The organism is Mesorhizobium monacense (genome assembly GCF_056781675.1).
Map to the genome: position 1 here is coordinate 108,436 of NZ_JBXAYW010000001.1, position 19,432 is coordinate 127,867.

18 protein-coding genes and 1 pseudogene are annotated in these 19,432 nt (G+C 60.7%); 15 read left to right on the plus strand and 4 right to left on the minus strand.

Going from position 1 to position 19,432, the window contains the following annotated elements; genetic code table 11:
- The first annotated feature begins 22 nt into the window (after nucleotides 1-22).
- From AC1RUK_RS33540 to AC1RUK_RS33570, 7 genes are all read left to right on the plus strand, one after another.
- A complete protein-coding gene (locus AC1RUK_RS33540; protein WP_481840534.1) occupies nucleotides 23-1,078 on the plus strand; it encodes a Fic/DOC family protein in 1,056 nt (351 codons plus the stop codon).
- A 226-nt stretch (nucleotides 1,079-1,304) separates the two neighbouring features.
- Nucleotides 1,305-2,192, plus strand: a complete 888-nt coding sequence (locus AC1RUK_RS33545) for an ArdC family protein (protein WP_481840535.1) — start codon at nucleotides 1,305-1,307, stop codon at nucleotides 2,190-2,192.
- A gap of 847 nt (nucleotides 2,193-3,039) precedes the next feature.
- On the plus strand, nucleotides 3,040-4,242 hold the full coding sequence (gene repA / locus AC1RUK_RS33550; RefSeq protein ID WP_481840536.1) for a plasmid partitioning protein RepA: 1,203 nt from the start codon (nucleotides 3,040-3,042) through the stop codon (nucleotides 4,240-4,242).
- Between the two features lie 77 nt (nucleotides 4,243-4,319).
- A complete protein-coding gene (gene repB / locus AC1RUK_RS33555) occupies nucleotides 4,320-5,285 on the plus strand; it encodes a plasmid partitioning protein RepB (protein ID WP_481840537.1) in 966 nt (321 codons plus the stop codon).
- 156 nt (nucleotides 5,286-5,441) lie between these two features.
- On the plus strand, nucleotides 5,442-6,647 hold the full coding sequence (gene repC, locus AC1RUK_RS33560) for a plasmid replication protein RepC (protein WP_481840538.1): 1,206 nt from the start codon (nucleotides 5,442-5,444) through the stop codon (nucleotides 6,645-6,647).
- Between the two features lie 89 nt (nucleotides 6,648-6,736).
- Nucleotides 6,737-7,168: an antitoxin Xre-like helix-turn-helix domain-containing protein gene (locus AC1RUK_RS33565; RefSeq protein WP_481840539.1), complete on the plus strand. Its 432-nt coding sequence runs from the start codon at nucleotides 6,737-6,739 to the stop codon at nucleotides 7,166-7,168.
- Nucleotides 7,165-7,647, plus strand: a complete 483-nt coding sequence (locus tag AC1RUK_RS33570) for an RES family NAD+ phosphorylase (RefSeq protein WP_481840540.1) — start codon at nucleotides 7,165-7,167, stop codon at nucleotides 7,645-7,647. Before AC1RUK_RS33565 ends, AC1RUK_RS33570 begins: the two co-directional genes overlap by 4 nt.
- On the opposite strand, the pseudogene AC1RUK_RS33575 reads toward AC1RUK_RS33570, so the two are convergent.
- Nucleotides 7,617-7,865: pseudogene (locus AC1RUK_RS33575) on the minus strand (hypothetical protein); the annotation flags it as partial. The gene AC1RUK_RS33570 and the pseudogene AC1RUK_RS33575 sit on opposite strands and share 31 nt — an antisense overlap.
- An 84-nt stretch (nucleotides 7,866-7,949) precedes the next feature.
- Complete coding sequence (locus AC1RUK_RS33580) at nucleotides 7,950-9,122, minus strand: site-specific integrase (RefSeq protein WP_481840541.1); 1,173 nt, start codon at nucleotides 9,120-9,122, stop codon at nucleotides 7,950-7,952.
- Between the two features lie 83 nt (nucleotides 9,123-9,205).
- Here AC1RUK_RS33580 and AC1RUK_RS33585 point away from each other — a divergent pair, with 83 nt between their 5' ends.
- The 5 genes from AC1RUK_RS33585 (at nucleotide 9,206) to AC1RUK_RS33605 (ending at nucleotide 12,619) form a co-directional block, all read left to right on the plus strand.
- Nucleotides 9,206-9,529 (plus strand): type II toxin-antitoxin system Phd/YefM family antitoxin, encoded by a 324-nt coding sequence (locus AC1RUK_RS33585; RefSeq protein WP_481840542.1) that lies wholly within the window; start codon nucleotides 9,206-9,208, stop codon nucleotides 9,527-9,529.
- Nucleotides 9,530-9,620: 91 nt separating this feature from the next.
- Nucleotides 9,621-9,947, plus strand: coding sequence for a plasmid maintenance toxin (PemK-like) (locus AC1RUK_RS33590; RefSeq protein ID WP_481840568.1), 327 nt, complete (start codon nucleotides 9,621-9,623; stop codon nucleotides 9,945-9,947).
- 250 nt (nucleotides 9,948-10,197) lie between these two features.
- Nucleotides 10,198-11,316, plus strand: a complete 1,119-nt coding sequence (locus AC1RUK_RS33595; protein ID WP_481840543.1) for an RHE_PE00001 family protein — start codon at nucleotides 10,198-10,200, stop codon at nucleotides 11,314-11,316.
- A 104-nt stretch (nucleotides 11,317-11,420) separates the two neighbouring features.
- Nucleotides 11,421-12,104, plus strand: coding sequence for an XRE family transcriptional regulator (locus AC1RUK_RS33600; protein WP_481840544.1), 684 nt, complete (start codon nucleotides 11,421-11,423; stop codon nucleotides 12,102-12,104).
- A 101-nt stretch (nucleotides 12,105-12,205) separates the two neighbouring features.
- A complete protein-coding gene (locus tag AC1RUK_RS33605) occupies nucleotides 12,206-12,619 on the plus strand; it encodes a methyltransferase (protein ID WP_481840569.1) in 414 nt (137 codons plus the stop codon).
- Between the two features lie 829 nt (nucleotides 12,620-13,448).
- Here AC1RUK_RS33605 and AC1RUK_RS33610 read toward each other — a convergent pair.
- Nucleotides 13,449-14,351: a LysR substrate-binding domain-containing protein gene (locus AC1RUK_RS33610; protein WP_481840545.1), complete on the minus strand. Its 903-nt coding sequence runs from the start codon at nucleotides 14,349-14,351 to the stop codon at nucleotides 13,449-13,451.
- A gap of 109 nt (nucleotides 14,352-14,460) precedes the next feature.
- On the opposite strand from AC1RUK_RS33610, the gene AC1RUK_RS33615 reads away from it, so the two are divergent.
- Nucleotides 14,461-15,867: an FAD-binding oxidoreductase gene (locus AC1RUK_RS33615; RefSeq protein ID WP_481840546.1), complete on the plus strand. Its 1,407-nt coding sequence runs from the start codon at nucleotides 14,461-14,463 to the stop codon at nucleotides 15,865-15,867.
- 2 nt (nucleotides 15,868-15,869) lie between these two features.
- Nucleotides 15,870-16,325: a YybH family protein gene (locus AC1RUK_RS33620; RefSeq protein WP_481840547.1), complete on the plus strand. Its 456-nt coding sequence runs from the start codon at nucleotides 15,870-15,872 to the stop codon at nucleotides 16,323-16,325.
- A 337-nt stretch (nucleotides 16,326-16,662) separates the two neighbouring features.
- On the opposite strand, the gene AC1RUK_RS33625 is transcribed toward AC1RUK_RS33620, so the two are convergent.
- Complete coding sequence (locus AC1RUK_RS33625) at nucleotides 16,663-17,082, minus strand: Ros/MucR family transcriptional regulator (RefSeq protein ID WP_481840548.1); 420 nt, start codon at nucleotides 17,080-17,082, stop codon at nucleotides 16,663-16,665.
- 509 nt (nucleotides 17,083-17,591) lie between these two features.
- Between AC1RUK_RS33625 and AC1RUK_RS33630 the strand changes: the two genes are divergently transcribed.
- A complete protein-coding gene (locus AC1RUK_RS33630) occupies nucleotides 17,592-19,367 on the plus strand; it encodes a peptide ABC transporter substrate-binding protein (protein ID WP_481840549.1) in 1,776 nt (591 codons plus the stop codon).
- Nucleotides 19,368-19,432 lie beyond the last annotated feature (65 nt).

Below are 19,432 nucleotides of genomic sequence, written 5' to 3' on the forward strand. Positions count from 1 at the left end.
GTTTTTTTGTTGACCCCGCCGAATGTCCGACAGCCCTGCCCAAGGTTCTTATTTCTATCCGAACACGTCGGACGATCCCGATCGTACCGATGTGCTGCGTAATAAGTTCGGCATCGAGACTCATTCCGAACTCCGCATCGAAGAATACCGCGCCACGGCTTTCTGCATGGCGGAAATTGCCGAAGGCGACGGCCCGCAAGGGCAATTCGACAAGGCGCATCTTAAGGCTATTCACGGCCATATCTTTCAGGACGTCTACGAATGGGCCGGCCACACACGCGACGAAAGCCCGATCGTCGACGGGCAGCGTGTGGAGCCGATCGGTGGCCTCTCCAAAGGCGGCACCGCATTCCTGCACGGCTCCCGCATCGAGATGGGGCTCGACGAGGCGTTGAAGCCTATCCGTGATCCCGATGTCTTGCGCGGCTCGACGCCAGAGCAGTTCGCCGAGCGTGCGGGCCAGGTCATGGCCGAGCTCAATTATGTACATCCCTTTCGCGAGGGCAACGGACGCACCCAGGAGGTGTTCATCGTCGAGCTTGGCCGTCACTACGGCCATGAGGTTGATTTCACCGTCATCACCAAGCCGCGCATGATCGAGGCGTCGATCGAAACCACGAACGACCCGTCAAGCGCTGCCATGAAACATGTGCTCGAGGACGCGGTAGACCCGAATCGCCGCGAAGCCCTTCGCGCCGCGTTGTCCGACCTCGAGGTGCGCGGCGAGGTACCGTTTGAACACAACGTTCGCACAGCCCGCCCAGGCGAAGAAGTGACCGACCAGGTGCTCGGGCACGACGGCCGTGTCGCCAGCATCGTCTCGGACGAACGGATCATCGCCGTCGATCGCGCAGACCTCCCGGAGCGACTGCCCGATGATGAAGCGGAAATCACCTTCACCGCCCGATCCGACTTTTCCCGCCTTGGCCGTGAGCCACAGGCCATCGAGGCGCCCATGCAGGCCGAAAGCGCCGAAGCGACCCGGCAAGACACGCCGCCTGCCGAGCTGAAGGCCATCGAGACGGATATCGCGGCGCAGCGAGCGCGTGAGCGCGATAGCGATGACCATGAACGGTGACAGCGTCCGCAGGCGGCAAGCTGCTCAGCAACCGTGGTTGACCGGCCAGGCGTGATCGATGCGGCCGGCCGCTTCCATCCGTCGGGTGATTTGACGGACAAGCTACGATAGCCCCTCCCCCATGCAACCGCTGGCGCGGTCCTCCTCTCCGTTGCGGCCCTACGGGTGCATGGGCTCGTTTCGGCTATCTCCGGTCTTTGCCGTCAACCAACGGATGGAGACGGTCATGCAGAGCATCAAGGACACCTACCAGCGCATCACGGATACCATTGTCGAGCAGCTTGAAGCCGGCACCAAGCCGTGGATCCGCCCCTGGCGCGGCAATACCCGCCGAAGCTCGATCATCCCGCGCCGCGCGACCGGCGATGCCTACCGCGGCATCAACGTCATCATGCTGTGGGTCGCCGGCCAGACGTTCGGCTATGAGGAAAACACCTGGATGACCTACCGGCAGGCCCAGGACTTCGGCGGTCAGGTCCGCAAGGGCGAAAAGGGCACCCTTGTCGTCAAGTACGGCACGTTCACGCCGAAGGATCACGACGACGACGAAGACCGCGCGATTCCATATCTGAAGGGCTACACCGTCTTCAATATTGAGCAGATCGAGAACTTGCCGGATCGGTTCTTCAGCCCGGTCGAGGAGCTGCCGGGCAATCCGGTTCCGCACATCGAGACCGTCGAAAGCTTCGTCCAGAACACCGGCGCAAGCGTCAGCTACGGCGGCACCAAAGCTTGCTACCGACCCAGCATCGACGACATCCTCATGCCTGACCGCACGCGTTTCGATAGCGAGGTGCACCTTTACTCAACTTTGCTACACGAGGTTTCGCATTGGTCCGGCGCAAAGCATCGCCTGGACCGCGATCTGGCGGGCAGGTTCGGCAGTGAAGGCTATGCCGTCGAGGAACTCGTTGCGGAGCTCGCGGCATCGTTTCTGTGTGCCGACCTGGGCGTGGCGCATGATCCGCGCGACAACACAGCTGCCTATCTGGCGAACTGGCTGGCCGTCCTAAAGAACGACAAACGCGCCATCGTCACGGCTACGGCCAAGGCGCAGTCAGCCGCCGATTACCTCCACGGGCTCCAAGCATCGAAGGAACGCGAGGCCGCTTAGCGGCCTCCTTCCTCATCTGTCCGGCGAGCACAGGCCGATTGTGAGTTTGTTACCGCCACACTCGTTCGATGGAGCTGAAAGACTGGGGGCGCACGATCGAAAGCGACGTGCATGCCATCTATCTCGCTGCTCGCGGTGTCGCCTTGCGAATGGCAACTCCGCGAAGGCCTGCGGGATCTCGCTCATTATGACATCCGAGCCGCGACGCGGCTCGGATGTCAGGAACTCGATCACCCGGTCGCCTCGTCAACATCGCCTGACCGTAGGTACCCTATGCGCATGCTGCCGTATGGGCCATGGTCACGTTCGTCAGCTCATCGCTCAAAGGTCGCAAAAGAAGGTCAGCGAGCGTCGTTGCGGAACAAGCCTCCAGTTGTGGCTTCACCTCGGCCTTGAGGCGGCCCTCTTGGTTGTTGCGGCTATTCCGATGTCGGCCTCGCTCTCAGCCGGTCCGTTCTTTGAGTCGAAAAGAGTTGAGTCAGTTTGGCGCTCAGCAACTTGCCCGAACAGACACGAAGCCAACCGGCCGCGTGCCCTCGGATCCGGGTGCCCTGCCCTCCCCCGTTCTCGCATCCAAGCCTCCGAGCGCCTGATTTACTGCCGTAAAGTGCGATGCCTAAACCAAAGAAAACATGCCGTTAGCTTGGATAGCAGGACAATACCGCGCTTGAAAAAACTGAGCAGCTGCCTTCGTGATGGCAAGAGCAGCTGCCAGCAAGAAAAGCCGGTCAGGGCCGTTAACCTTTTGTTAACCCAAAACTTCTTGCCGGGGCCGGCCGAATCGGAGCTTAATGGCGCTTGTTGAGTGAATTGCTCACAAAAAGCGCCAATTCAGGTTTCGACAGAAATGAATATTGCCATGCGGCTGCCACGCTTCGAGTTCGATGACAAGATCCTCGAGCAAGGCGCAGAGATATCGCGGCGGCTTAACCAGCTCCGCATGGAGAAGTTTCCACCAAACGCAACAAAGACGCTTCGTCCCTTTTCGCTGGCGGAAGTCGCCCACTATCTGGGGGTGTCGCAGAACAATCTTAAGCGCCTCCATCTGGAGGGAAAGGGCCCCCTGCCCGAGCAGATACCTTCCGGACGCCGCTCCTATACCGCCGAACAGATGCTTGAACTGCGCCATTTTCTGGATCGGCATGGCAGGACCGAGGTAAAAAAATACGTCCCGCACCGCAAGCCTGGAGACAAGCTCCAGGTCGTTGCTGTCGTCAACTTCAAGGGCGGCAGCGGCAAGACAACGACAGCAGCCCACCTCGCCCAGCACCTCGCGCTGACCGGGCACCGCGTGCTTGCCATCGATCTCGACCCGCAGGCGTCACTTTCGGCCCTGCATGGCTTCCAGCCGGAACTCGATCGCAATCTCTCTTTGTATGAGGCGATCCGGTACGACGACGAGCGCAAGCCGATATCCGACGTGATCGTGCCTACCAATTTTCCGGGGCTGGATATCATCCCGGCCAACCTCGAGCTGCAGGAGTATGAGTACGACACGCCGCTTGCCATGCAGGATAAATCGTCCAGCGTTGGCCGCCAGTTCTTCACCAGGATTGCAAAGGCCTTGTCCGAGGTCGATGAGCGCTATGATGTCGTAGTGGTCGATTGCCCGCCGCAACTTGGCTATCTCACCTTGACGGCCATGTCGGCGGCGACGTCGGTGCTCATCACCGTCCACCCCCAGATGCTCGACCTGATGTCGATGAGCCAGTTCCTGCTGATGCTCGGCGGCATATTGAAGACCATCAAGGCTGCCGGTGCTGCGATCGAGCTGGACTGGTTCCGCTATCTGATCACGCGCTACGAACCCACGGACATTCCGCAGGCGCAGATGGTAGGCTTCATGCAATCGATGCTTGCCGGCCAGATCCTCGAGAATCCCATGCTCAAGTCGACGGCAATCTCGGATGCAGGACTGACGAAACAGACGCTCTTCGAGGTGGAAAAGTCGTCTTTTACGCGTTCGACCTACGAACGGGCACTCGAATCGCTGGACGCGGTGAATTCCGAGATTGTCACGCTCATCCATCGCGCATGGGGGCGGTCATGACGGCGCATTTTACGGCAGTAAAGAGTGGAAATTTTGCTCGTGAAATCAGCCGACTAGCTGCGAATCGGAGTGATTGAATGGCGCGCAAGGATGTATTCGGCAGCGTGATGGGCCCCGCGACGTCAGTCGCCGACAGCGGGGATGTCTCGGGCTATGCGGTTCGCGGGGCATCCCGATCGATCATGCAGTCATTCGAGGAGCTCTCCAAGAGTTCGGTCGTCGATCTCGATCCGGCGTTGGTCGACACCTCATTCGTCTCGGACCGCATGGACGATGACGATGAAGCATTTCATGAGCTGCTGGCGGCGATTCGCGAGCGAGGACAGGATTCTCCGATTCTGGTCAGGCCCCACCCGGATAGTTCCGGCCGGTTTCAGACCGTCTTCGGCCACAGGCGCGTCAAGGTCGCACGCCAACTGGGCAGGCCCGTTCGTGCAGTCGTCAAGAAGATCGGCGATGAGGACCATGTCATCGCGCAGGGCCAGGAGAATGCCGCCAGGGCCAACCTGTCCTTCATCGAAAGGACGCTTTTTGCTGATCGCATTCTCAAGCGGGGCCATTCGCCGGACACGGTGAAGTCGGCCCTTGCGCTCGACGATACGACCTTCTCGAAAATGCGCTCCGTGACCAACAACATTCCCGAGCAGGTCATTGTGGCCGTTGGCGCTGCCAAGAGCATAGGCCGGGACCGCTGGTGGCAGCTCGCCAAGCTCATGGAGCATCCCGGGACCGTGGCGCGGGCGGCAGAGTACGTGACAAGTGCCGATTTCGCCGAACCGGGAAGTGAGGCTCGTTTTACTCGTCTGTTCGACTTTTTGAGTGCGCCGGTGAAGCAGCCGCGAGCCGCATCGAAGCCTCAGGAAAAGGCCTGGGTGCCGCAGGACAAGTCGGTCCGAGCCAAGATTACCGACACGGGAAAGGTGTTTACGCTTGCCTTGAAGTCAAAGGATGCATCGCCCTTCGGCGCATTCATCGCCGACAAGCTCGACGAGCTTTTCGAGGCTTTCAGGACATCGGAAACGGCAAAGAAAACAGGAGACTGAAACCGCAAAAGAAAAAGGCCCCCGAACGTCACCGTCGCGGAAGCCCTTCTCACGTCTGTAGCAAGCTGAGAATCGCATTTCCCCGAATCACTGTCAAGAGTCGTTGGCGTCGTTTCGACGAGCAGTTTTCTTTTGCCTGATTGAAAGGCGAGGGAAATGGAGAGTGGTTATGCGACGACGCCCTTCGGGCGGCGGCCGATGACGCTTGCCTTGGTGCAGGCGAACACGGCATCACGAAAGATTCCTGAAGGGGCCGCCGTCGACAAATGGCAGGTCTACCGCAACCTCTGCGAGGGCAAGAGCATCGTCGGCATCGGCGATCGCGCCCTGGCCGTCCTGAATGCGTTGCTGTCATTCTATCCTGACAGTGAGTTGAGTGAGGAAAACGGCCTCATCGTGTTTCCCTCGAACGCACAGCTGTCCCTCAGGGCGCACGGCATGCCCAATTCCACCTTGCGGAGGAACCTGGCGGAACTGGTGGATTGCGGCCTAGTCATCCGTCGGGACAGCCCGAACGGCAAGCGTTATGCACGCAAGGGCAGGGGTGGGGAGATCGAGGAAGCATTTGGCTTCTCGCTGGCGCCGCTGCTGGCCCGTGCTCAAGAGTTCGAGGCTGCGGCCGAGCGTGTTCGCGCCGACAACAGGGCGCTCAGGCTTATGCGCGAGCGGATCACCTTGCACCGCCGTGACATCCACAAGCTGATCGAGGCGGCCGTTGAGGAAGACGTGCCGGGCGACTGGGGAGGCCTGTGGAGGCGTTTCCGCGCCGTTGTCGAGTCTATTCCGCGGCGAGCCCGCATTGCCGACCTTGGACCTATCGTGGCCGATCTGGCCGCGTTGCATGACGACGTGGATAAGCTGCTGGAAATTCATATGGAATCCGCGAATCCTGGCGGCAATGAGTCCCAAAGCGAGCGGCAGCAATCTGATTCAAATACCGACTCTATTTTTGAATTTGAACCTGCTTTGGAAAAAAGCGGGGCGGCGGTCGAGCCACTAACGAGGACCGCAGAGCCCCCGAAAACCTATCCGCTGGGGCTAGTACTGAAGGCCTGCCCCGAAATTGCGGACTATGCCGTTGACGGGATCGGCAACTGGCGCGATCTCATGATAACCGCCGCCCAGGTGCGGGGATATCTGGGTATCTCGCCGTCAGCGTATGAGGATGCCTGCCATGTCATGGGTCAGGAGATCGCGGCGGTGGTGATTGCCTGCATTCTGCAAAGGGCGCAGCATATCAATTCGGCGGGCGGCTATCTGCGCGTGCTGACCGATAAGGCTAGGGCAGGGGAGTTTTCGGTCGGGCCGATGCTGATGGCGGCACTGCGAGCGAACGGCGCGACTGCAAAGATGACAGGATAACCGTTGGCGGATCGGTTCGCGTTGATGCCGGGGCTTGTATGGCGCATCATGTGAGACTATATCTTGCCTCACATGGAATGGAGAGTGAAATGCTAGCGTTCGGAAATGTCGCCGACGTGTTGGGGCTGCCCGTTAAAGAGGTGGCGTCACGGTCGCCTTTCGGGCTGATCTCCCGGATCGAGAATGGACTTCCCATCGGGGCGCTCGAGCGCGTTGCGCATCTTCTGGCGCCTGGCGATGCTCAGTTCAAATACCGGCTGATCCCCAAGGCGACCTATGAGCGGCGCAAGACGGTACATCGTCTCTCGTCGGACGAGGGCACACGATTGGCCCGCGTGGCGCGCGTCTGGGGTCTTGCTGTCGATGTCTGGCAGGACGAAGCGGAAGCGCGCGATTTCTTGTTTCGGCCGCACCCGATGATTGAGGACAAGCGACCGATCGACGTCGTTATCCTGAGCGAGTTCGGCGCCGAAATGGTGGTCGATATTCTCGGCGGTCTGAAGTACGGCAGTGCTGCGTGAGGGCGCAGACTCTCGATCGCACGCTATCGTCCTTTCGCATCGGCGATCCGGCCGGCACCTACCCGATCTTCGACGCGACCGGCTCGACAATCGCGCCAGGCCGATGGAACTCGCCCGGAAGTCCTATCATCTACACCAGCGAGCACTATTCGACGGCCCTGTTGGAAAAGCTGGTGCATGGCAGCGGCCGACTGCCGCCCAACCAACACTACATCGAAATCACAATCCCGAGCGGACTGAGCTACGAGGTCTTTTCCCAGCCCTCACTGCCCGGCTGGGACACGATGCCGGCGACGGTGAGCAAGGGATTTGGCGAAACCTGGTGTTTAGAACGGCGCAGCGTCATCCTGCTGGTGCCGAGTGTCGTGGCGCGTCTCGATAGCAATGTGCTGATCAATCCGGCGCATCCGGAGTTTTCAAGGATCCAGACAAGTCTGCACCAGCCCGTCTACTGGGACCGGCGGCTGTTTGGCGCGTAACGGTGGAGGGCTTTCTGTCGCCTACAACCCGAGGCCTTGGTGAGATTGACGCGGAACCGGTCACGTCGGCGCTGGTATTTGCGCGTCATCTCGGCCGAGGCGTGACCGAGCTGCTTTTGCACACAGCGCTCGTCGAGATCGGCCGACGAGGCAAGGCCGGCGCGCAGGGAATGGTCGGAGAACTTTTGGCTCCGTTCGCCTTGCGACAGGTCGCCGCGCCGGCGGCAAGCGCGGCTGCCTCTGACCCAATTGTCATGGAGCTGACCGCCGCAAGCTGGGATGTATCGGATCGATCTGCGACCTTAGACGATTATCCGCGCCGCCCGGCCGAGCGTGCGTTCGGCATCGTTGTAGTAGTTCGACGCCTGTTGCACCGAGCGATGCTGCGACTGCTGCATGGCTTCGGGCAGCGGAATGCCGCGGCGGGCGGTTTCGGTGAGGTAGCCGGAGCGCAGGCCATGGGCGGAAAACGCCGCCGGGTCGAACCCAGCCTCGGCGATGCGGCGTTTCAGGATCAGATTGACGGCCTGCGGCGTCAGCGCGCGTTTTTCGAGATTGCCCCAACGGTCGATGCCGCGGAAGACGGCGCCCTCGGTGATCCCGGCGCGTTCGAGCCACGATTGCAGCACCGTCACCGGCCGGCCGACGAGCAGCACGAAGGCGTCGCTGTCGGCCTGTGTCGTCTTGGTCCGGCCGAGCCGGATCGACCGGCACGGGAGTTTGTCGCCGTCGGGAGCTTTGGGATCGGCCGGCACCGGGTCTTCTTCGATGACCTGCTCGATCCTGAGCGAAGCCATTTCGCTGCGGCGGCGACCGCCGGAGGCGAAAGCGGTGATGAGAAGGGCGCGGTCGCGCACGTCGACGAGACGGTCGCCGGCGCAGGTGATGAGCAGGGCGGTCAAAATGTCGGCGGTCACGGCCTTCTTGCTCTTGCGGCCGCGCGGACGGGCGCTGGCGCGCACCGCCAGTTTTATGGCGCTCTGCAGGCCCGGGGCTGAAAAATTTCCGCGCAAACCGCGCCATTTGGTCAGCGTCGACCAGCTCGACAGCCGCCGGCGCACGGTGGCGGGCGCGTGCGGTCCGTCGCTGCGCAAAAGCCCTTGCGATTTCAGCGCCGTCGCAACGTCGGCCGGCATGCCGTGCGCTGGATCGGTCTCGCGTTTCGCAAAATCCCACAGGTGGTGCGCGACGAATTTGATCAAGAGCGCCTCCGGCGCCGGCCATGGGAGAGAGAAACCTGTCGCGGCCAGCGACCAGGCCTCGAGATAGCCGAGGTCGGAGGCAAGTGCCCGGAGAGAATTTGCGCCGATGCCTTCCCTCGCCAGGTGGCGCAGGGTTGCGACGTCGTCGTCGGTCAAAAGTTCGGCGAGAAAATCGCGGCGGTCGAAGGGCAGCACGGAATCGAGCGCGTCGAGGGCTTCGGCCCGCTGCGCGACGAGTTCAGCATTTTTGGTGTTGGCAAGCTGCTCTGTCACTGGCTGGTTTCCTTCTGGTCAGCGCCCGATACTTGCGGAAAACCCGGAAAGCCCGTATATTCCGGAACAAAGGAGTCCCGCCGATGACCACCACCGTCACCGCCGCCGCCGTCTCGAAAAATTTTGGCGCCTATCAGGATGCCGCGGTCCGCGACCCGGTCATCATCACCAAGAACGGCCGCCCGCGCACCGTGCTGCTGGCCTACGAGGATTTTGTCCGGCTGTCGAAGCGCGACCGGCGGGTCGAGCTGACAGCGGAACTCAGCGCGGACGAGATCGCCGCGGTCGATGCCTCCGAAATGGAGCCGGGTCTCGACCATCTCAACGACGAGCTCCCCGGGTCAAAACCCTCTGGGTCAAAACCATCCGGGGCAAAAGGCCTGACGGCAAAAAATGCTGCCGGCTGAAATCAAGGTCGGCCACGTCTTCCGCTTTTTTGTCCCCTGACTTCGGCAGCAACCTGAGGCGCGGAAAAAAGGCGACAAGGACCGGCCGTGTCTGGTGCTGGCGCTGGTCGCCATGCAGGAGGACGGCTCGCCGGTCGTCCGCGTCCTGCCGATCACCCATACGCCGCCGTCCGATCCCGCTGATGCCATCGAGATCCCGGCTGCGGTCAAGCTGCGCTTGCGGCTTGACGGCGAGCGGTCGTGGATCGTTTTGACAGAAAGCAACCGGTTCGCCTGGCCGGGGCCCGACATCCGGCCGCTGGAGACGGAGAGCGGCTATTACGGGCCGCTGCCGCCGGCGTTGTTTGCCGCGGTCAAGCGCCGGTTTGTCGCCATCGCGACAGGCCAGGCGCACACGAGCACGTCGCGCACGGCGTGACGCCGGCTGGCGCTGCGGCATGCCGGGCGGCATCAGGGCAGGGGCAGTCTCCATCAAGGCGTCTTCCAGGCGGGTTTCTGCGGCCGTCGCGGCCGTGCTTAAGCCGAGTCTAGCGCCTCTTGGCCGCCAAAGCCATCGCTATCGATAAGAGGTAATTATCGATAGTTATTTTGCTCCCCAAGAAAGTCCCCCACGAGTCAACCTAGCAGCGATATAGCTTGACTATCGCGAATCATCTATCGTGAAAACAATGGCTTACGACATCGGTTCTTTGTCCCTCGACACCCTCATCGCGCCTGTCGCGAAGGCCACCGAGGCTTTGGCGCGCCTCGACGAACGGCTGGCCCGTTCGCCGGTCCGCGACGGATTTCTCGAGCGCCAGCATTTCGCCGACGCGGCCGCCGCCCTCTGGCTCGAGGGCGAGCTCGTCCACCTCGAGGATCTTGTCCTGCACGACGCCCACATGGACGTCCGGACACCGACGCATGAACTCACCCGGGCGCACGCGGTGCTGCGAACCCGCCGGCGCATTTTTGCGGAGAAGCCGGACTGGGCGCTCGGCCGCGACGGTTTTTTGGCGCTGACCGGCCGGGGCGGCGCCATGCCGGCATCGGGACAAAAAAGCCGGGACGGGGAGGGGACCGAAACCAGCTCCGTTGAAGCCGATGTTCGGGATGATGATGAGGACGATCTTCTGGCCGAAGAGTTTGCCGAGATCGATGCTGTCCTGGCGCGCTCATCAAAGATCCTAAACGGCGCCGACGTGCCGGCGAGGACGCCGCGCTCGGATGAGCGGCCGGACCTGATCTACGATCTCGACTGGAATGAAGAAGAACGGCTGGCCGAATGGCAGGCCGGGCTCGCTGACACACGGGACTGGCCGTTGGTGATGCGCGCCGCGATCCTGCTCGAGGCTTGGCAAAACATCGAGGTGCTGCAGCATGCCGCCTGGCTTGGCCCGCTGCTGGTTGCCGCGCTGCTGCGGCGGGAAGGCCTTGCCGCGCACCATCTCGCTTGCATTCATCTCGGCGCGAAAAACATTCCGCGAGAGCGGAGGCGGGCGCGCAATCGGAGCGACCGGCTGCTGGCCTCTCTCGACGCCATCCATGAGACAGCGCTGGCCGGCCTGAAGGAGCACGACCGGCTGACGATGGCGAAAAACCAGATGGAGCGGCGGCTGCGCGAGCGCCGCGCCAGCTCGAAGTTGCCCGACTTGGTCGAATTGGTGCTCTCACGGCCGCTGGTCTCGACGGGCATGATCCAGGACAGGCTAAAAGTAACAAAACAGGGGGCGCTCAACCTGGTCGGCGCACTCGGCCTGCGCGAAATGACGGGCAGGGGGAGGTTTCGGGCGTGGGGGATTGTGTGAGCCTCAGTCGGTCACGATAACGATTCCATCACCTTTACGAAATTATCGAACTTGACGAACTTACGATCTGTAACCATATTGGTGACAGTAGGAGGGTTGTCACCATGGCCGCTCCAAAACGAAGCCATCATGGCGGGACCGGGTCGCATGCGGGAGTCGCCGCCCTGAGTTTTACCACGAAGCTGCCTTCGCAGTCGGACTTCAAGAAGGTGCTGCTTGAACGTTATCAGGAAGCAATCGCACGCAGCCGCAAGATCGGCCATCGCGTATCGTTCCGGGTAGAGGTCGATCTGGCCGCCGGCGCGCAGACGATCACGCCTGTCGAGGAACAGCCGATCGCTTCGGATGTGTTTCCCGTCGAGGATACGGGCAAGCCCGATGCCGAACTTGAAGCGGCTCTTGTCGCGGCGCGCGAGCGTGGCCGAAAGCGTGTCGCCGAAATTGTCGCCGGCCAAGACATGCTGAGTGCGGATTCCTTCGCCAAGCTGCTCGGCACGTCGCGGGTGACGGTCAATGCCAAGCGGCAGAGCGGGCAGGTACTTGGGATCGATGGCGCCAAGCGCGGCTTCCGCTTTCCTGTCTGGCAACTCGACAAGGACGGTCGGCCGTTCGAGGCATTGCCGGCACTCCATACGACGCTGGGCAGTAGTGCCTGGGCGGTCTACCGGTTTCTGGTGTCGCGTCACGGCGCGCTCGATGGGCGAACCGGCCTTCGAGCTCTCCAGCAGGGTGACAATGCCGCGGTGTTGGCAGTGGCGGAAGGCATGGCCAGGGGCGATTTCGACTGAATGCCCGGCGTTCCGCCTCCACCCGATTTCGGGCGCGCAAAGCTCGAAATCGAGACCATACCGCCAGGGCGGACATTCGGTCGGATCTACATTTGAGCGGCGTGCTTTTCGATCTGCCTTCGGGCGTTGCGGCAGCACGCCAGGGTGCCGGAGGCGACCTGCCGCGCACCGAATTTGTCGCCGGTGATTTCTTTGAGAGCGTTCCCACTGGTGACGTCTACGTCATCAAGAAGGTCGTTCACGACTGGGACGACAGGCGTGCAGCGGCGATCCTGCGGAATTGCCGCAAGGCAATGCTGCCGAATGGGAAGGTGCTTGTGGCCGAGACGCTCGTGCCGCAGGGTGACGAACCGAACCAGATCAAGGGTATCGACGTGGTCATGCTCGCCGTCACTGGCGGCCTGGAGAGAACGCAGGCCCAATATGCAAGCTTGTTCGACGCCGCTGGGCTACGCCTTGAACGAGTGATTCAGACCCGAGGACCTATTTCCATCCTCGAGGCGTCTGCGGCCTAGCCGGTGGGAAATGCGCAGTGACGAGGCTCACAGGCCAGGAAAGGCGGCCCGGGTGATTTTCCTTCGGGGAGACAGGAACCGGGCCTTGCCGGAGTAGTACCGGCAGTCCAAACATGGCCCGACCTTGATCAAAACGTAATCCGAAACGGAAGGCGCCAATCGGGAAATGGCCGCGCTTGACATTGGCCGGAATTTCACCCGAGTAGCTTCGGGGCCGCGTTTTGGAACATCTCGGAAGATGACACTCAATGAATCCCACGATTGCCAGCGCGGCCGTGGCGGAGTCACGAGAGATATGGCGGCCTCGGCCACGTCTCGCCCCGGGATAGATTCTCTTGCCGCGTAGATTTGCCAAGTCTGCCCCCGTAATGGGTCACAGGCGTTCGTCAGGCGACCGTGTCATGGCGCCTTCGTAGGCTCGCGCCAAGGGCAAGACCGATGCCGCGACGAACACCAGCGGGGTGGTCGGCGTGGATCGCATCGCTGTCTTGATACCTGCTTGGTAAATGGGATACCGGCCGGACAATCGGTTGCATTCCGCGAGTCCGGCCGGGTGGCGAAGCCATCCAAGTCGAGGACGCGCAATTTATGTCTGGTAATCATGGTTAGCCAAGAATGGCGTTGCGCGAGCGTCGGCGGATGATCAGGAAGACGTGAATGGGGGAGTAACTTCAGCGATCATTTCCGGCGGAAAATTCAGCTTCCTCGGCGTTCGCTCCAGTCGCCACGAGCCAAACCATCGTTTGGCTCGTGCCTTCTGAAATCCAAGTCGCGGAAGTAAAAGCCACCGAGTGCGATCGATGGTTTCGGTAAGGCCGGGCGGTCCCAATCAAACCGAGGCGATCCACGACAGCAGTGAGGTGATCGTGCTCTGACGCGGATGCCCCGGAATATGAACAAGAAAAAAGCACATCCCCGGAATTGAAAGGTCAATCGCCTTGACGAGCAGACCCGATTCCAACTCCCGTCCAACGACAACGTCGCTCAGGATGGAAATTCCTTGTCCTGCCATTACCGCCTCAATTGCATGCAGTTCCTCACGGAAATTGATTGCACCGCTGGCGCCGATCTCCGGCATTTCGTTATCATGGGTTCGGGCGGCACGTGACCAGCGCTGCCAGGTCGGGGCCTCTTTATTCCACTCAGGCCAAATGCAATGGATCAAGGGATGCTGCATGATATCCGCCGGTCGTGATATCGGGCGCCCCCGTGCGAGCAGAGCGGGACTGCAGACCGGATAAAACTTGTCACAGAACAGTTCATGCACGATTAGTTCTGATGGTGGCGTTTGAGCATAACGGATAGCGGCATCAGCGTCGCCGTTCCAAAGATCGATCACATCATCCGTCCCAATAATTTCGATGGTGGAGTGCGGGTTGGCCCTCGTCCACTGGGGCAATCGGGGAACAAGCCAGCGCGCGGCAAAGGCGTTGGTGGCAGTGAGTTTGAGCGCCCTCTGTCTGGCATCGCCGCAGATCTCGGCGATCACGTCCGAGAATGAATCGAGCCCCTGTCTGACTGTGGAATAGAGCTTCCCGCCAGCGTCGGTAAGTACCAACGGCCGGGGTTGACGACGGAACAGCGACAGTCCGCAATAGGCCTCGAGTTGAAGGATCTGATGGCTGATTGCGGTGGGAGTTACCCCTAGTTCCTTGGCTGCGTCTTTGAAACTCAAACGCCGCGCCGCGGCCTCAAAGGCGCGCAATTCGCTCAAAGGCGGAAGTTTGCGCATGAATCCCATCACAGCTGAGATGAACTCATCAATGGCTGAATTATTCGAGTTTGCCTAGCGGCAAGTATTCAACAAAAATTGCCGTGTCGGCGTTTGTGAGGACAGAACAATGAACTCTGCCACGGCGATTGCAGATTCACAGGCCGCGGCGTGGAAAGATATTGCCGCGGAATTTTCGATGGGCCTCCGCGGGCGACTCCTCTCAGCGGGAGATGACGGTTACGATGCCGCCCGCCGCGTCTGGAATGGCATGATCGACAGGAAGCCCCGGCACATTCTCTGTTGCTCCGGTGCTGCCGACGTTGTGCAGGCCATCAATTTCGCCCGGGACCACGGACTTGACCTATCGGTACGCGGTGGCGGACACAATGTTTCCGGCAATGCGGTAACCGACGGTGGATTGATGATCGACCTCTCGCCCATGAGGGGTATCCGGGTGGAGCCCGCGAAAAAGGTTGCGCGAGTCGAAGGCGGTTGCACCTGGAGAGATTTTGACAAAGAGGCCCAGGCCTTTGGCCTCGCCACGACGGGCGGGGTAATTCCGTCCACCGGGGTCGCCGGCCTCACGCTTGGCGGCGGGCTGGGCTGGCTGATGCGAAAGCATGGCCTGAGCTGCGACAATCTGCTCTCGGCCGACGTGGTGACGGCGGACGGAAGACTGATCCAAGCGCGGGCGGACGAGCATGCCGATCTTTTCTGGGCGTTGCGCGGCGGCGGCGGCAATTTTGGCGTCGTCACCTCTTTCGAATTTCGTCTGCACCCGGTCGGTCACGTACTTGGCGGTATGGTCGCTTATCCGCTTGACGAGGCGCGCGCTGTCCTCACATTCCTGCGCGATTATTGGCTGTCCACTCCCGACAATCTAACGATCATCCCAGCATTCGTCACGACGCCGGACAACGCCAAGATTCTGGCGGTCTGCGTTTGCTTTAGTGGCCCCTTGGCGGATGGCGAAAAACTAGTTCGACCACTTCGCAATTTCGGCACGCCGGTCGCCGACAGCATCGCTGCCATGCCTTATGTGCAGTTGCAAGCGATGCTGGAACCGGGCTTTCCGCCCGGCCTAAGAAACTACTGGAAGTCCAGCTTTCTTACCGGCCTTGGCGATGAAGCCATCGAGATCCTGGTCGCGGGCTATCACAAGGTGCCCTCATCATTTTCGGCCATTGCGATCGAACTACTCGGCGGCTCGCTGAGCCGGGTGGCCGAGGAGGCAACTGCCTTCAGCCATCGCCGCGCGGCTTGCAACCTCCTCATCCTCGGCATGTGGCCGGACAGGGACAGCGATGCCGCTCAGGTCGGTTGGGTGCGGGATCTGTGGCAGGCTATGCAACCCCACGTCTCGGGCGGCGTCTATGTCAACTATCTCGGCCAGAGTGGCGACGAAGGCGCAGATCGGGTCCGGGCAGCTTACGGCGGGAATTTCGAACGGCTGCTCGAAGTCAAACGCAAATATGATGCGGACAATGTGTTCCGCCTGAATCAAAACATCGATCCGGAAAATACGGAGAGTTGAACATGTCCAAAACAATGAGAGTTCTCTTGGCAAGCATGTTTGTCATGTCATTGAGCGGACTGACGAGAGCCGAGCCTCCGCGCGATGAAATCGAAACGGCGCTAGCCAGTTTCGCCGCCGCATTCAACAAAGGCGATGCCGCGGCCGTTGCGATGCATTACACGGAAGACGCCGCCGTACTGCCGCCGGACTCGGCACGCATTGACGGCCGCGTTGGCATCGAGGCATTTTGGAAAGGTGCGATCGACGCTGGCGTTTCCGATCTTGCCCTGAAGGCCGTCGAAGTCGTTCCGGGCGGTGACTATGCTTTCGAGATCGGCGAGGTGTCCTTCTCGATGAAAGGCAGCGACGGCACCAAGGCGACCTCCGCGGGGAAGTACATTGTCGTCTGGAAGAAAAACAGCAATGGGACTTGGCATCTCTATCGCGACATCTGGAACGCCAACCAAGCGAAATAGAATGTTTGAAATTGTGGCAACCCTGGCAATCGGCGCGCGCCGGGGTCCGGCAGCTTCGGCTTGAAGCCGTGGCACTCTTCGTGGTTAGACCTTGCCGCCTTGGCGGTTCTATGGCCAACGGAACTTGTAACTCGGTAACTGGCCCTGCGGCTCGCCAGTCTCGACCACCGTTTTGGTTCGATAGGTGTTGGATCTGGCTTTGGCGCCGATGGCTCTTGGGCGAGACGCGCCTCCCGCAACAGGGCTGTCTCTGCCTCACGTGCGGTGCGCTCCAGACCCATCATCACTTGCGACACCCGTTTCGCGCGCTCGTCCTTGTCCTTGTCAAACCTGGTGTTCACGTCGCCGGGACAGGCTTTCGTCCGAGGCCTAAAGCCTTCGCCAGTTGCGAGCGTGATGCAGCATAGTTAGGGGCGACGATTGGATAATCGGCCGACAAATCCCACTTGGCGCGATAGGCGTTCGGCGTCAGTCCGAAACCAACGCTGAGATGGCGCTTTAGCGATTTGACCTTCTTGCCGTCTTCGAGGCAGATAATGTAGTCGGGCGTCACCGATCTCTTGGGATTAACGGCCGGAACTCGAGGCGCCGCGAGCGGAATTACTGGCTGACTAAGGCCTGATAGGGAACAGTGAACCGATGCGATAAGATCCGGTAGCCCGGCTACTGGCACAGAGTTCTTGCTCACAAACGCGGAGACGATATCGGCCGTCAGCTCAGCGAGTTCGGCAGCGCGCTTGTCGGCGTCTTCGGTCATATGCTTGTCCTTTGTGATGTCGGTTATTCATTCTCTAGTGAGCGGCGACTGAGGTAGCAACCGTATCCTTCATATACTAGTGGTTGAGATCTAACGCTTGGTACCGGAGTCGTAGGCCCGCTCAGGGTGGAAATTGGTCGTTGCCGCCCACCGCCAGAACGAGGCAGTGCGCCATGAGCTGTCATTGTTCGTCGTGCCGCGAACTACCGCTTGCATTCCAACCGCTGCCATAGAAGCAGCAGGGCACGGTTGCCTTTCCGGGATCGTGGTGATCGCTCCGCCTGGATAGCTTGAAGCTCAAGCGGCCATCATCATTCGGGCCTACCAGCGATCGAGGTTTTGGCTTCAGATTGATTGACCTTGCCAAGGGCTCACATTGCGATCAATTTCTCGACGGGAGCGAAGAAAGCCGTACGAGCACGTTCCTACAATAGACCCGGCGCCGACTTGGGATTGAGATAAGCCGAGGGGGGACTGCGGCCGAGCTGCACAATAGGGTGGAGAAAGAGATGCGAGAAGCTTCGCAGCGGCGGGTGGCGTTGCCGTATGAGTTAAGTTCGATGCGTGCGCTATTCTTGGCCATAGTCGCTGCTCTGCTAGCCAGTGTCCCGCAACGCGCGCTGCCGGCGGAGTTGAGCAGCGAAACGCTGAGGCTATTGTTGTGGCAAGCGCCGAGCACCCTCAATCCCCACATGGCACCCGGTGTCAAGGACCAGACCGCCAGCCGTATAGTCTATGAGACGCTGGCGAGCTTTGACAGCAAGGGCAAGCTGGTTCCCTTTCTGGCCGCCGAGATTCCGTCCCTCGAGAATGGCCAAGTCGCTTCTGACGGCAGGTCGGTGACGTGGAAGCTGAAGCGGGATGTCAAATGGTCCGATGGCGTGCCCTTCACGGCGAAGGATGTCCTGTTCACTTACGCGTACATCACCAACGAGGACGTAGGTTCGTCGAGCGCCGGGTCGTACAAATCGGTCGAGAAGGTCGACGCGCTTGACGACCTGACCGTGAAGGTCACCTTCAAGAACGTCAATCCCGCCTGGTCACTCCCATTTGTCGGCGTGCAGGGGATGATCATCCCGGAACACGTATTCGCCGCATACAACAACAAGGATGCCGCCAACGCTCCGGTCAATCTGGCGCCGATAGGAACAGGCCCTTACCGTCTCAAGGAATTCCGCACGGAGGATGTCCTTCTTATCGGTGAAGACGTCGTCAACACGGTCAAGATTATATTCGAGCCAAATCCCGAATATCGTGATCGTGACAGCGTGACGTTTAAGGAGGTCACGCTCCAAGGCGGTGGCGACGCCACAACCGCAGCAAAAGCGGTGAGCGAAGGCATCATCGATTATGCCTGGAACCTTCAGGTGGGCGAGGATGAACTTCAACGGCTTGAAACCAAGGGCGTCGGCAGGGTCGACTTGTACTGGGGGTCCTATGTCGAACGCATCATGCTCAATTTCACTGATCCCCGAAAGGAGACGGGAGACGGCGAGCGCTCGAGCACGCTATTTCCCCACCCGATCCTGACTGACAGGCGCGTTCGGCAGGCGCTGGCCGCCGCGGTCGACCGCCAGAAAGTTGCCGGTCTTTACGGGAGAACCGGCCGCGCCACGGCCAACCTCCTGGTGGCGCCGGCTGCCTTCGTCTCGCAAGATACAAAATGGGAATTCAATCTAGACAAGGCTCGCGCGCTGCTCGACGAGGCCGGCTGGCGCGACAGCGACGGCGACACCGTTCGTGACAAAGATGGTATCCCTCTGACGTTGGTGTTTCAGACGAGTCTAAACTCGATTCGGGAGAAAACCCTGGACCTCATCAAGGCAGACTTCGGCTCGATCGGAGTCCGGGTGGAAAACAAGCTGATCGATTCCAGCATTTTCTTCGGATCGTCCCCGGATAATACGAACACCAGGCGGCATTTCTATTCTGATATCGAGGAATTTGCGTACGGAAATAAAAGTCCCGACCCCGGCAGCTACATGGTCGGCTGGACCTGCGCCGAAGCCGCCCAGAAGCAGAACAACTGGTCGGGATCGAATTGGGCCCGCTACTGCAATGCCGACTACGATGCGCTGTTCCAGGCGTCGGCGACCGAGGTCGACCCGGAGAAACGCCGCGGACTCTTCGTGGCGATGAACGATCTCCTGATCAGCGACGCCGCGGTCGTTCCGCTGGTCGAGTGGGCCTATGTCTCAGGCCTGAGTACCGATATTGTCGGCTACGATCCCACCCCGTGGGATGCCGAAACATGGAATATCGCGAACTGGCATCGCAAGAAGTGAGCCGGGGCACCGCAGGGGATAGGGCATGGCGTCCGAGGGGCCGGTTACTGCAAGAAGTCACCAGT